Origin of the sequence: Hyphomonas sp., assembly GCF_017792385.1 — a bacterium.
Taxonomy (GTDB): Bacteria; Pseudomonadota; Alphaproteobacteria; order Caulobacterales; family Hyphomonadaceae; genus Hyphomonas.
On record NZ_CP051230.1, the window covers coordinates 1657610 to 1671801 of the forward strand.

At 59.2% G+C, this 14192-nt stretch carries 11 protein-coding genes; 3 read left to right on the forward strand and 8 right to left on the reverse strand.

The window, feature by feature from the left end:
• Positions 1 to 4 precede the first annotated feature (4 nt).
• A complete protein-coding gene (locus HF955_RS08335; protein WP_291079087.1) occupies positions 5 to 3133 on the forward strand; it encodes an efflux RND transporter permease subunit in 3129 nt (1042 codons plus the stop codon).
• 114 nt (positions 3134 to 3247) lie between these two features.
• Here the strand turns inward: HF955_RS08335 and HF955_RS08340 are convergent, their stop codons facing one another.
• Positions 3248 to 3406 (reverse strand): hypothetical protein, encoded by a 159-nt coding sequence (locus HF955_RS08340; RefSeq protein WP_291079088.1) that lies wholly within the window; start codon positions 3404 to 3406, stop codon positions 3248 to 3250.
• Positions 3407 to 3436: 30 nt separating this feature from the next.
• Between HF955_RS08340 and HF955_RS08345 the strand changes: the two genes are divergently transcribed.
• The gene (locus HF955_RS08345) at positions 3437 to 4201 is read left to right on the forward strand and encodes a hypothetical protein (protein WP_291079089.1); all 765 of its coding nucleotides are present in this window, start codon (positions 3437 to 3439) and stop codon (positions 4199 to 4201) included.
• Between the two features lie 38 nt (positions 4202 to 4239).
• Complete coding sequence (locus HF955_RS08350; protein ID WP_291079090.1) at positions 4240 to 4485, forward strand: hypothetical protein; 246 nt, start codon at positions 4240 to 4242, stop codon at positions 4483 to 4485.
• A gap of 98 nt (positions 4486 to 4583) precedes the next feature.
• Here HF955_RS08350 and HF955_RS08355 read toward each other — a convergent pair whose 3' ends face one another.
• From HF955_RS08355 to HF955_RS08385, 7 genes are all read right to left on the reverse strand, one after another.
• Entirely contained in the window at positions 4584 to 4850 is a 267-nt protein-coding gene (locus tag HF955_RS08355) for a copper-binding protein (protein WP_291079091.1), read from the reverse strand.
• A 152-nt stretch (positions 4851 to 5002) separates the two neighbouring features.
• Positions 5003 to 8209, reverse strand: a complete 3207-nt coding sequence (locus HF955_RS08360) for a CusA/CzcA family heavy metal efflux RND transporter (RefSeq protein ID WP_291079092.1) — start codon at positions 8207 to 8209, stop codon at positions 5003 to 5005.
• A gap of 1 nt (position 8210) precedes the next feature.
• Complete coding sequence (locus tag HF955_RS08365; RefSeq protein WP_291079093.1) at positions 8211 to 10055, reverse strand: efflux RND transporter periplasmic adaptor subunit; 1845 nt, start codon at positions 10053 to 10055, stop codon at positions 8211 to 8213.
• Positions 10052 to 11266, reverse strand: coding sequence for a TolC family protein (locus HF955_RS08370; protein ID WP_291079094.1), 1215 nt, complete (start codon positions 11264 to 11266; stop codon positions 10052 to 10054). The genes HF955_RS08365 and HF955_RS08370 overlap by 4 nt, the downstream gene beginning before the upstream one ends.
• A 547-nt stretch (positions 11267 to 11813) precedes the next feature.
• Positions 11814 to 12089, reverse strand: a complete 276-nt coding sequence (locus HF955_RS08375) for a metal-sensitive transcriptional regulator (RefSeq protein ID WP_291079095.1) — start codon at positions 12087 to 12089, stop codon at positions 11814 to 11816.
• Between the two features lie 60 nt (positions 12090 to 12149).
• On the reverse strand, positions 12150 to 13508 hold the full coding sequence (locus tag HF955_RS08380) for a rhodanese-like domain-containing protein (RefSeq protein ID WP_291079096.1): 1359 nt from the start codon (positions 13506 to 13508) through the stop codon (positions 12150 to 12152).
• Between the two features lie 53 nt (positions 13509 to 13561).
• The gene (locus tag HF955_RS08385; RefSeq protein WP_291079097.1) at positions 13562 to 14122 is read right to left on the reverse strand and encodes a DUF305 domain-containing protein; all 561 of its coding nucleotides are present in this window, start codon (positions 14120 to 14122) and stop codon (positions 13562 to 13564) included.
• Positions 14123 to 14192 lie beyond the last annotated feature (70 nt).

Below are 14192 nucleotides of genomic sequence, written 5' to 3' on the forward strand. Positions count from 1 at the left end.
GCCCATGATTACCCAAACCGTCAAGGCTTCGCTCACCCATCGGCTGTTCGTGCTGATTGCCGCCGCCGGCCTCCTGGTCTGGGGCGCTTATCAGACGATGCGTATGCCCGTCGATGTGTTCCCCGACCTGACAGCGCCGACAGTCGCTGTCGTCGCAGAAGCCCACGGCATGGCGCCGGAAGAAGTCGAAACGCTGATCACATTCCCTGTGGAGACGGCGCTCAATGGCTCATCAGGCGTGCGCCGCGTGCGGTCATCCACTTCAGTCGGTAGTGCCATTGTCTGGGTCGATTTCGAGTGGGGCACCGACATTTATCGCGCCCGCCAGATTGTCTCCGAGAAGCTCCAACTGGTGCAGGACAGCCTGCCACCAGACGTGCCCCCGCCGGTTCTCGCGCCTGTGTCCTCGATCATGGGCGAGATCATGTTCATCGCGCTGAAGTCGGACCGGCATGATGCCATGGAGCTGAAGACCGCTGCGGACTGGACGCTGCGCCGCCGGCTGCTCGCCGTCCCGGGTGTAGCCCAGGTCATTCCAATTGGTGGGGATACGAAGCAGTATCAGGTCACTGTCGATCCTGCGCGCCTGTCTGCCTACGGCCTCACGCTTGAGGAAGTAACCGAAGCCGTCAGCACGACGAACCAGAATTCGTCTGCCGGCTTCGTTGATCAGGGCGGGCAGGAATACCTCATCACCGGCATCGGCCGCGCCGAACGCGTTGACGATATTGCAGCGACGTCTGTTGCTGTTCGCAACGGTGTGTCTGTGCTCGTGAGAGACGTGGCCACCGTCGAAATTGGTCCGGCTCTGAAACGCGGCACCGGCTCGCACAACGGGGAAGATGCCGTCGTGCTCGGCATCCAGAAGCAGCCAGATACAAACACGCTTAGTCTCACCGAAGAAATCGACCGCGTTCTTGCTGAGACAGAAGCGAGCCTTCCGGAAGGCATGCGGATCGAGACCAACACATTCCGTCAGTCCAACTTCATCTCGGTCGCCGTCGAAAATGTGGCGCATGCCCTGCGTGATGGAGCGATCCTGGTTATCGTGATTGTGTTTGCGTTCCTGATGAGCTGGCGAGCAACACTGATCTCGCTGCTAGCTATTCCGCTTTCGCTGGTGGTCACAATCCTGATCCTTCAGGCTATGGGTGCGAGCATAAACACCATGACGCTCGGCGGCATGGCCATCGCGCTCGGTGCGCTTGTCGATGACGCGATCATTGTTGTCGAGAACGTCACCAGACGCCTTCGCGAGAACCGGGCGAATGGAGAACGCCGCGCGATCCTGCCTGTGGTCGCCGAAGCCACGCGAGAGATTCAGGGGTCAATTGTATTCGCGACGCTGATCATAATGCTCGTCTTCCTGCCGCTCTTCTTCCTGTCGGGCGTCGAAGGCCGCCTGTTGCAGCCGCTTGGCCTCGCTTACGTGATCGCTCTTGCAGCGTCTCTGCTGGTCGCCGTAACGGTTACGCCGGCTTTGTCGGCGATCCTTATGCCGAAGGATGGCGGCGTAAAAGCGGCCCACGATCCATGGTTGTCTCGCAAGGTGAAGGAAGCCTATGGTCCGGTGCTTGCTGGCACGGTGCAACGCTGGAAGATCCTGAGTGCGTTCTCCATTGGTGGATTGATTGCCGCCACGGCTTTCCTCGGCATGGCCGGTCGCTCCTTCCTGCCAGACTTCAATGAAGGCAGTCTGACGGTCAGTGCCGTCACCCTGCCAGGCACGTCGCTGTCGCAGTCCGATGAACTCGGCCAGCTGGTCGAGCAGATCATTCTTGAGCAACCGGAAGTGGTCTCGACCGTCCGCCGTACGGGCCGCGCCGAGCTGGACGAGCACGCCCAGGCGGTGAGCGCGTCGGAGATCGAAGTGGCGCTCCGAATGGGCGACCGTTCGAAGGAACGGTTCCTTGAAGACCTCAGAGCGTCGTTCACCAGCGTTCCAGGCATGAACATCACGATTGGACAGCCGATCTCGCACCGGATCGACCATATGTTGTCGGGGACGCGGGCCAATATTGCGGTGAAGCTGTTCGGTGAGGACCTGTACGAGCTTCGCCGTCAGGCAGAAACCATCCGCGCCTCAATGGAAGATGTGCCGGGCGTTGTCGATCTCTCTGTCGAACAGCAAGCCGACGTGCCGACACTGACGGTCGACTTTCAGCGCCAGGTCATTGGTCAGTACGGCCTGACGACGGGCGAAGTCTCCGAGATGATTGAAGCGGCCTTTGCGGGCGCTGAAGTGAGCCGTGTGCTGGAGGGAAGCGCCGCCTTCGATCTTGTCGTGCGCTATGACCACAACGCCAAGGCGAACCTTGATGCCGTGCGCGAAACCCGCTTCGTTACGCCCACGGGTGCCGAGGTTCCCCTGAAAGCCCTCGCCGACATTCGCCGGGACCGTGGGCCGAACACGATCAGCCGCGAAAATGGGGCAAGGAAGATTGTCATCATGGCCAATGTGGCAGGCCGCGACCTGCTGAGCACGGTGAACGATATTCGCGAAAACATTGAGAACCAGGTCGATCTGCCCTCTGGCTATTATGTCGAGTATGGCGGCCAGTTCGAAAGCGCCAATGCGGCGACGAGCCGGCTGACAATCCTCTCGATCGGTGTTGTGATCGGGGTGTTCGTCCTGCTTTATATGGCGTTCAACTCCGCGCGCGATGCGACACTCGTCATGGTGAACCTGCCGCTCGCGCTCATTGGCGGCGTCGCGGGAGTCTACCTCTCAGGTGGTGTGCTGTCGGTCGCCTCGATCATTGGCTTTATTACGCTTTTCGGGATCGCAACGCGGAACGGCGTGATGCTCGTTGCCCATATCCGGCATCTGGTCGATTCCGGCAAAGTGCCTGACTTTCTGTCTGCCGTCCGCCAGGGGGCGATGGAGCGGCTGGTGCCGATCCTCATGACGGCGCTTGCTACAGCACTTGCGCTCGTGCCGTTAGCACTTCGCGCAGGCGAGCCGGGAAGCGAAATCCAGTCGCCCATGGCGATGGTGATCCTGTGCGGCCTGACAACCTCGACCATACTCAACATGATCGTCCTGCCCGCGCTCTATGCGCGCTTTGGCGAACGCCATGCGCGGCACGGACCCGTTGATGAGGATGCCGCTGTCCCGCAACCGGCTGAATAGACACAAGCAACCGATTACTGAACACGTCTGGAGATACCAATGAAACTCGCTTCTTCCTCGCGCCAGGCGCTTCTCGCGTCGCTCGGTGTTCTTGCTCTTGCCGCTGCTGGATGCTCACAAGGACAGGCGGACGATGACGATCATGGTCACGCGCACGAGAATGGTGAAGCCCACGAGCATGAAGGTGACGATCACGCACGTGATGGCAAAGATGATCACGCTCATGAAGGCGATGATCATGGACACGAGCGCGGGGACGGTGCTGGCGAACATCAGCACGCTGCCAGCACGGGCGAACCGACTTTGGGGTTCTCACTGACGCAGATGCCAGCCGCAGGCGAGCCACTCACCGTCTCTCTGATCCTCAATGGACCCGATGGGCAAGCGGTCACGGCTGACGACATGACGGCGACGCACGGGGAAAAGCTGCACGTCATTATCGTTGATGAAGGACTGGAAGACTTTATCCGCCTCCACCCGGCACCTGGCGCGGATGGCAATTTCGATATTACCTTCACGCCGGAATACGCACGTACTTATCGCGTCTGGACCCGCTATGCCCTCGCAACTGGCGAAGACGCGCACGGCCACGACCACAAGGATGACCATCACCATCATGATGATGAGGAAGACGCAGCGGCTGGCGAAGTCGTACTTTCTGATGCGCTCATCATCGGCGAAGAGGATGCTCCCGATCTGGCGGCCGACGCCCTCCTGACCGCCACTGAGGGCGACCTGCAATACGCATTGAACCTTCCTGGCGACATCCAGGCGGGTCAGCCGGTCACACTCACCGTATCCGTGTCAGAGGCTGATGGAGCGCCATTCGAGGCCCTCGAGCCGCTCATGGACTCTTTCGGGCATCTCGTCGGTTTCAATCAGAGTGCCACGCAGATGATCCATGCGCACCCAACCGGCGCGCATCCGCACGGGACGAACTCGCGTAGCGGACCTGATCTTCAATTCGAGACCACATTCGAGACGCCCGGCCCCCATCGCCTGTTCCTGCAGACCAGGGCAAACGGCGAAGAAGCCAGCGTGCCATTCACCATCAATGTCGTGCCATGATCGGGACAGTTGCAGAAGCGACTCTAAGGGGCTTAAGAATGCAGAAGCTAATGACCGGCCTCGCATCGATTCTGCTGCTTGGTGCCTGCGCAAACGGCGGTCCATTTGCGCCGCTTTCGGAGGACCAAAGATCAGCACTAGTGGAGACGTGCGGACAAATTCCAGGCTCGTCCCGCATCAAAGCAGCCGAGTCACCGCGCAAGATCAGCTACCGGATGTGCAAGAAGAGCTTACTTAACGAATTAGAGGCCGATAAAATCGCTAAACCCGACGGCACTTTGTAATACCCAGTGTGAAATCGGCGCACAGTAAGGAAGGTTTCAAACGGACTTTGTGACGACGATGAGGTTGGAAGTAGCTCTTGGGCTAATGAGCTCTTGACTTAGTCAGCGAAGCAATCGGTATCGCTCTCGTCGGCATTACAGATGTTCATGATCCGATAGGAGCCATCGCGGCCACGTTTGACTTCGAAGGACACCCGGTCCCCTTCGGAAAAGCCTACCAGGTCCGCTTCGCCCATCAGGGCGAAATTCATGGTCATGGCTCCCATGCCAATACCTTCAAACGGTCCGTGATCAATCGTGACGGAGCCGCCGTCTGAATCGATCGATACGATGTTGCCCATTGCACGGCCTATGTCCTGGTTCATTCCTCTTGGACTATGAGCGGGCATCTGGGCTGCATCGTCCATATCCATGGGCATAGTCTGCGTCTCTGGCTGCGAACCTTGTGTATCGGCGGGTTCACACGCAGCAGTGGCCACAGCTAACACTGTTGAAGCTAAGAGGGGGACGAAACTCTTCACGATTTTTCTCCTTCGTTTTGTAGGTATGTTGGATGAGCACGGCGCTCGTTTCGCGCTGCAAGCTGAAGCCCGACGCGGATGTAGTAGATGGCCGGAATCACGACCAGTGTGAGGAGCAGGGTTGATGCCATGCCGCCGAGCATCGGCAGAGCGATCCGGCGCATCACATCGGATCCCAGACCATCCGTCAGAAAGATCGGCGCAAGACCGGCAAATATAGTTGTGACGGTCATCAACTTCGGGCGGACACGCATTGCGGCGCCCCTGCTGACGGCAGCCAGCAGCTCTTCCCGGTTTTGCGGGCGTGTCCTGCGAACCTCGCTATCGATGTAGAGAAGCATGACCACGGCTGTTTCGACGGCAATGCCACCGAGCGCGATAAAGCCAACGGCTACGGCAACCGACAGGTTGTAACCGGCAAGCCAGACCGCCCACATGCCTCCAATCAGACCAAAAGGCAGGCTTGCCATGATGATCAGAGTTCGATCCAGCCGGCCGAAGTGCAGCATGAGGAGCAGGAATATCAGGGCGATTGCGGCGGGGATGGCGATCTGCAGGCGCTTATTCGCCTCCTGCATCTGCTCGAACTGACCGGAGAACTCGACGGCATATCCGGCTGGAAGCTCTATAGTCTCGGCGATCACCTGCTGTGCTTCTGCTACATAGCTTCCGATGTCCCGGTCCGCGATGTCGATGAATACCCAGCCGGTCAGGCGGGCATTCTCCGAGCGGATCATTGGCGGGCCCTCCATGTAGGAGATGTCTGCGAGCTCACTGAGCGGTATGTGCGCGCCTGAAGGTGTTGGGACGAGTATCTCTTCAAGATCATCGGCGCTGTCGCGGAAGGGACGGTCGTATCGCAGCATGATGTCATAGCGCTCACGGCCTTCAACCGACTGGCTGAGCGCCATGCCGCCGAGTGCAGTCTGGACGACCGACTGAAAGGCAGCCATGTCGATGTTGCGTCTCGCGAGTTCACTTCGGTCGGGCGTGATTTCGAGATATTTCCCGCCCATCACGCGATCGGCGAATGCAGATCTGGTTCCGGGTACGTTTGAGACCGCCGCCTCGATCTCGCGGGCGATGGCCTCGATCTCTGTCAGGTCGTCGCCCGTGACTTTGACGCCGATCGGGGTTCTGACCCCTGTTGAAACCATGTCCATCCGGATCTTGATCGGATAGCCCCAAGAATTGACGAGCCCTGGCATTTGCAGTTTCGCATCGAGTTCATCGGTGATGTCATCGACGTTAATCCCTGGCCGCCATTCTTCCTTTGGCTTCAGTTTGATCCAGGTCTCGATCATGGTCAGCGGCGCCGGGTCCGTTGCGGTATCGGCCCGGCCTGCCTTGCCGAAGACCCGGTCCACTTCCGGGACCGTCTGAATAACCCGATTTGTCTGTCCGAGAATCTCTCGCATCTTGGTCGCCGACACGCCGGGCAGGGTGGTTGGCATATACAGCAGTTCGCCTTCGTAGAGGGCCGGCATGAATTCGGAACCAATGCGTTGAATGGGTACAATAACGCTTGCGGTAAGCGCGAGGGCGATCGCAATGGTTATCCACTTGAAGCGCAAGGCGATGTGTAGAACAGGCATGTAAGCCCAGACGAAGAAGGCATTGACCGGATTGGCTTCCTCGCGGCGAAACCGACCCCGCATCAGATAGAGCATCAGGACCGGAACGAGGGTCACCGACAGGATCGCCGCGAAAGCCATGGCGTAGGTTTTTGTGTAAGCGAGCGGGCTGAACAGCCTGAAACTTTGCCCTGTGAGCGCAAAGACTGGCAGGAAAGAAACAGTGATGATCAGGAGCGAGAAGAAGATGCCAGGGCCGACTTCCCGGGCAGCCTCCTCCAGAGCCTGACGGCGAGCTTTCGGGTGGGGTTTGCCCCCGAGATCAGCCAGTTTCCGGCTTGCATTCTCGACGAGAACAATCGAGGCATCGACCATCGCCCCAATCGCGATGGCGATGCCTCCAAGCGACATGATGTTTGCGGTGACGCCCTGCCACGACATGATGAGAAACGCGCCCAGAACACCAAGCGGCAGCGTAATGATCGCCACAAGCGATGAGCGCACATGGAGCAGGAAGATGAGGATGACGAGCGCAACCGCGATACCTTCCTCGATGAGCTTGTGGGTGAGATAGTCGACAGACCCTTCGATGAGTGGAGCGCGATCATAGACGGTGACAATTTCGACCCCTTCGGGCAGTCCGCGCTGCAGGCTTGCCAGCTTTTCTTTCACCGCTTTGATGACGGTCAGGGCGTTTTCGCCGTCACGCATCACGACAATGCCAGACACCGTCTCGCCTTCGCCGTTTAACTCGACGATACCGCGGCGCAGGGCCGGGCCTTCCACAATCCGGGCGACATCACTGAGTTGAACGGGTGTGCCATCCTCGGCCTTAACGACGACCTGTTCGAGGTCGGGTTTCTCATCGACATAACCCGATGAACGGATCACGAACTCTGTCTCACCCTGTTCGAGGACCCGGCCGCCGACCTCGCTCGATGCCGCGCGAACGGCATCGCGGATGCGGGCGATTGAGAGGTCGTAGCTGCGTAGGCGATTTGGGTCGATGAGGATCTGGTACTCACGCACGAAGCCTCCGACAGATGCGACTTCTGCGACCCCCTCAACGCCTGCGAGTTCGAGTTTCAGAAACCAGTCCTGCAGTGACCGCAGTTCGGCGAGGTCAGTGTTTCCAGTCTTGTCGACAAGGGCGTATTGATAGACCCAGCCCACGCCCGTCGCATCCGGCCCGATTTGAGGCACGGCGCCTTCCGGAAGCTCTGAACCAAGCCTGGACAGGGCCTCGAGCACCCGCGACCGAGCCCAGTAGAGATCTACATCGTCGTCGAAAATGACGTAGACGAAGCTGGTGCCAAACATGGACGAGCCGCGCACGTCCTTCGTTCGCGGCAGACCGAGCAGGTTGGTCGACAGGGGATAGGTGACGAGATCCTCAACGATCTGAGGGCTCTGACCGGGAAAGTCAGTGCGGATGATGACCTGGGTATCGGTGAGATCTGGTACGGCATCTAACGGCGTACGCTGCACTGCCATCCATCCGGTTACAGCGAGTGTGGCGGCCAGCATCAGCACGATGAGCTGATTGGACACAGACCAGGAAATCAGCTTGGCGACCCATGACTTGGAAGGATCGCGCCCGGCGAGTTCGTCTCTTTCCAGCTCTGTCATATCAGCGGTCCCGGCCCTGCGGCTTCTGCGCGTCGGCAGAATTGTCGCTTTCAGAATTCATCGACATGGCCGCCATCGGGTCTGGCCAATTGATCAGTTCCGCCGTTTCACCGCCGTAAGGATTGCTGGGCGAGTTGCCTTGCTCCAGCCAATAATGGCCGCTGGCTTCATCCCGGTAGAGCGACAGCCCGGCATCCCGGTAATGGCTTGGTGCCCCCTCCAGCAGCCAGGGACGTAGCGCCTGCATGAGGCGGGAGAGTGCGATACGAAGCTCTTCGGTGTCGTCTGCCTCCTGGGCACTCTGTAGCGCATCCTCGGAGCTATCGATAATTGGCTCCAGCCTGGTATTCGCATATTGCGGCCTCAACTTCGCGGCGAGACCGATCGCCGGCTCTACGAAGAGGGGATCAATTTCATAGCCGTCGGTCAGTGCTTCATGGAAGTAGAGCGCCATGTCCGTGAAATGGTCGATTTCGGCGAGGGTTTGCGCATTGACCGGAATTTCGGAAAGCGGCGCATCCGGGTCTGTCAGTGTGTCCGCCGGAGCTTCAAGCTTGGACAGGCCTTCCCTCAGATTGGCTTCGCTATCGAGCAGGAACTGTCCGCTTGCAACCACCATTTCGCCGCGCTGAAGACCTTCGAGGATCTCTGTGCGGCCATTGGAGGAAACGCCGGCTTTTACAGCGCGTCCAGAGAACCTGCCATCGCCCTCCGCAATGATGACGCGGGCGCCTTCGCTTCCAACGAGTATGGCTTCGCTGGGGACAGACAGGCGTGGCTGGCCTCCGACATTGAGCCTAATATCGGCATACGCGCCAGGGCGCAGATAGCCTGAGGCATTGTCGACTTCTATCCGGACATCAGCTGTTCGCGTCTTCGGGTCTATCGTCGGATAAATATAATCTATCCGGCCCTCGTCAGGCGCTTCCGGCGCACTGGGAAAACTAAGACGGACTGGAACACCAGTGTCCACCAATGGAAGGTCGCTTTCCGGTATGGATGCAATGATCCAGACGCCCGAATAGGACTGCAGGCGGAGGATGGGTGTGCCCGGTTTGACGTAGTCGCCATCGCGCACCTGAAGGTCGGCCACCGTACCGCCCGCCTCTGCATAGACAGGCACGCGTTCAATTACCTTTCCGGACTCTTTCAGCTGCCTGATGGCAGCCTCCTGCATGCCAAGCGACTGCAGGCGTTGGCGGACCGCTGAAATACGCGTCTCGTTCCCGATGTCGATTGAGTTCAGATAGTCCTTTTGCGCTGCAATGAGGTCAGGGCTGTAGACCCGATACAGCAGGCTACCCGGCCTGACCGAGTCACCTTCGGCATTGACCGCCAGATTATCGATCCAGCCTTCTAGTCTTGAGACCGTCGCGTATTCCAGTCGCTCATTGGCCTCGACCGTTCCAAAGGCTCTCAGCACGCGGCTGAAATCGCGAACCTGTGCGGGCGCTGTCCGGATGCCCATGGTCTGGATCATTTCGGGTGACACCGTGACGCCGGCTCCAGCCTCGCCGGCGTAAACGGGGATGTAATCCATACCCATGGAATCTTTCTTCGGAACGGGCGAGGTATCCGGCTTACCCATCGGATGCTTGTAGTAGAGGGTTTCGCGCTCGCCGCTGGCACTACTTTCCTGTTTATCGGCTGGTACAAGGTCCATCCCGCAGATCGGGCAAGTGCCATTCGGATCTGTAGAGATGTAGTGAGGATGCATCGGGCAAGTGTATTGCTGCTCCTCGACTGCCGCTTCGGGGATGGCCGTCTGGCGCGCGGTGGGGGCACCGCATCCGCCGAGTGCAAGGCCGCCAAGTGTGATGGCGATGAACAGATAAACATGTCTCATGAGGTCACCAGAAGCGCGTTGAGGCGCGCGATCGAGGCAGCCTTGAGGGCTTTTTCGGTTTCGATCTGAGCGCGGAGTTTGAGAACGGCGATCTCGCCATCAATGATGGGCGCATATCCGCCGACGCCTGATTCATAGATATTGAGCTGTGCATCGATCTCGTCTTCGACGGCACCAATCTCTCTCTCAAGAATGTCGAGACTGGTCTCGGAGGATTTGATCGCTGCTGCCAAGGATGTGTAGCGGGCGAAGGCACTTCGAGCAGCGGCCTGGTAGCGTTGTTCGGCACCAGCCCTCTCGGCTCGGGCTGCGCGAAGGCGCGGCTCCTGCTTCTGTTTTGCCCAGAGCGGGACTGTAAAAGTAATTGTGCCGGACACCCAGTCATCGCCCGCAAAGGTCTGGCCGGCATCGCGCTGCTGATAAGTGAGTTGCGCGCCCCATTCTGGTTTCCATTCCGACCTCGCTTCATCGATGCCGAACTCAGTCACCCTGACAGCAGCATCAGCGACGCGCACTGCATAGAAATCGAGTGCCGCGCCTGACCATTCCTTCATTTGAAGCGGCGGGATGGGCGTATTTGGCACAAGCCCAACAAGATCCATAAGCTGGGCATCGATTTCTGCATCCTGCCGTTCGAGATCGACGAGCGTTCTTGAAACTTCGGCGCGCTCGCCTTCGATTTCGGCCAAACGATAGACCGCGGGGCGGCCTGCATCGATTTCAGCCTCGACGACCCCGGTCAGCTCGTCATATTTGGCGTCGCGGGCGTCGGCCAGAATGCGTTGCGACTCGATACGCTGCTTCTCTGCCAGAAGTGCGATGAGTTCAGCCCGCAATATTGCGAACCGGGCGTCGCGGGCGGCATCTGTCTGCAAGGATATGGCGCGCGCTTCGCCGGCGCGGGCTTCGCGACCAGCGAGGCTAGGAAATTGCTGGCGGACACCAATCGCTTTGTTGGTCGGCAGATAGCTTGTGAAGGACGGATCATAGATGGGGAAATTGTTGATCCCGATGGAGACAACAGGATCGGGCAGGGCCGTTGCAGCGCGGGCGCGTTCCCGGCTCGCTTCGGCGTCATATCCAAGAGCTGACAGAGTTGGATGGTCTGCGAGACGGATTTCGAGCTCGTCGAAGCTCTGGGCGTGGGCCGCTGGCAGAAGCGTGATGGCTACAAGCGCTGCAGCTTGCAAAATTCTGATTGTGGTAGGCATGATAAAACAGGTTTTCCTGACAGTGAAAGCACGACGATCATGGGCGGCTCAGGCAGCCTCAGATCATCGCTCTCAATTCAGGAGACGCTGTTTCAAGCTTATAGGCGTGAGGGGCGGGAGATCGGGAGTCTCGGGAGGACCAGTTTTGAGAATCGATCTTTCGGGAGGGAAGGTGACGGGCGCCTCATTTGCGACAGCCACGAACACCTGGTCGGGATGCCCGATCGTAACCGGTGGGTTAGCATCGGCTTGCGCCTGCATCAGCATAGGCGGACAGTCAAAACCAGCAGGACAGTCTGAGGAGGAAGAACGCTTCCCTGGCCCATGATCCATGGCAGGAGCAGGCGCCATTTCGGGGCAAGGATGGATCTGACTTTCAGATACGGACCATACCTCGTCATCGCCCAACATCATTGGACATGCCATGACTGGCTGCCCCGCCAGGAAGGCGGCAGCAGCGATCATCACAAGGCGTGTCCAGAGTGTCATCAAAAGCAGCCTAGATTGTAGCTCTTGACATTTGCTTGCGAGCAGCCCGTAGAAAACGTCATTTCTTGCGGCCTCCAAGTACAGCGACCAGCTCTTCAACTTTTTCGCGGCGATCCTCGACGCTGCTTGAGGTAAGGGCCTGATCGACGCATGTGTTGATGTGATCGTTGAGAACTACCGTTTCCAGGCCAACCAGAGCGGCTTTGACCGCCTGAACTTGGCGGATCACATCAATGCAGTACCGGTCTTCGGCTACCATCTTTGATATGCCGCGCACTTGGCCCTCGATCCGGGCCAGTCTTCTTATCGCGGCGTCCTTCGTCTCCGTTTTCATCGAATATACCCCATACCGGGTATTATAGTTAGTGCGATTTTCGGCAAAAGCGAGTCTCCATCAGTGGATGGTGTGCATATTAGCCTCAGTCCACGCTTTCATTGATCCGATATAGACATCGACTCGGGAAAAGCCGCTCCGCATGAGCTGCGAGGCAGCAATTGTGGCGCGGGCGCCACTGCCGCACATGACTGTAACCGGCTTGTCCGGGTCGAGGTCATTGGCGGCGCCGGGCAGCTTGCCGGCATAGGCGTGCATGCTGTTCTTGATGTGGCCGCTTTCATACTCATCGAGGGACCGGACATCGAGCAGGGTCCAGCCAGCCGGCGGATTGTCCACGCGTGCGGCGACCGTTTCCGTATCGACGAAGTCGAGTACCTCGAGCGGGCCGTTCTTGACCGCCAGTGGCATGGCCCCGCCGACAAATCCGCTCACATTGTCGAAGCCGATCCTCTGAAGCGTCGTGGCCGCCTCGATGGCCTGGTCTTCATCGCGGGTGACCAGCAGCACCGGCTTGTCAGCGGGCAGCAGCCAGCCGGCAAACGCGGCCAGCATGTCGTGCGGGATACAGAGGGCGCCCGTGCGGTGACCGCCGGCAAAATCGAAAATGCCGCGAACATCAAGGCAGACCGCATCGCCCGGGTCGAGCAGCTGGGCGGGGGAAGCCGGCATGGGCGCAGGCGGAGCGGCTTCGGTGCCTTCAATGTTGCCTTCTTCCATGCGCCGGAAATACGGCGGAATATAATGGTTCTCGGCCACCTTGGCGTCGATGAAGGCCTCGCGGTCTTCGATCTGCAGGCGCGGATTGTTGCGCTTTTCGTGCCCGATGGATGAGAACTCCCGGTCGGCCATGCCAGAGCCGCAGACCGACCCGGCCCCGTGTGCGGGATAGACCAGGCACTGCTCGCCAAGTCCCGTCAGCTTTTTCAGGCTGTCATAGAGAAGGCCGGCGACTTCGCGTTTGCGATCGGGATAGAAGTCGGTCCGGCCGACATCACCGATGAACAGGGCATCGCCCGTGAATACGCCCACAGGCCCGTCCTCGAAGCTCCTGTCGTAGAGAACATAGGACAGGCTGTCGTCGGTATGGCCGGGCGTTTCCAGCACCTTCAGGAGGGCACCGCCGATCTCGAACGTGTCGCCTTCTCTTGTCTCGGCTGCATACTGGACCGGTTTCTCCGGGTTCGGCCCATGCCAGACCTGCGCGCCGGTCTCCTCCTTCAGGACAGGGGCGCCTGAGAGAAGATCCTCATTGCGGTGGGTTTCGAAGACGTGCCTGATGACGGCGCCTTCCTCGCGGGCGAGGTCCAGATAGAGGTCGATGTCACGGCGGGGGTCGATGACGGCCGCTTCACCATCGGCGCTCAGGAAGTAGGAGAGGTGGGCAAGACCTTCTGTCTTGATCTTTTCGAGTCGCATCCTGTTGGCTCCTTTATGGGATCGATTGGGTCTGACTGTAGATGGAAGACGCGCTAGTCCTCAGCGACCGACGCGCCAGCAGCTTCATCAGGGTTGAGGGTACCTTCGAAAGGTGGAACCGGGCGGGCCTCAGCAGCGCTTTCCGTAGCTGCCAAGCCGTTCGCCGCGATGTCGGAGATCAGCCATTCCATTTCCTTGATCTCCCGGCGCTGGGCCGTGATGATCTCATCAGCAAGTTCGCGCACCCGCACATCGTCGATGCCGGCGCGTTCACTTGTCATGATGGCAATGGAGTGGTGCGGGATCATCGCTTTCATGTAGGACCGGTCTTCCACCGTGGCCTGGCTGCGCACCAGCCAGAGGGCCAGCACGAAGACGATCGCCGCGCCGGCATAGATGCCGAGATTGATGCGGCTGTTCTTATACATCCCCAGCATAAAGCTCAGCATCACCACGGCCATCGCTGCGCCCATGATGAAGGCCATGTAGAAGCGGGTCTCGCTCCAGCGAACATGCTCCCACGCATAGGTGTTGAGATACATCAGGCCGAGCATTACGGCCGTCGATGTCGCGATCATGGCGGCAAAGCGCCAGTAGCTGGTCTTCATGTCCATTTGATCCTCCGGATACTGGTATGGGGTATCTGAGGCCAACGGAAAATTAGGGGGCGGGGTTCCGCATTAC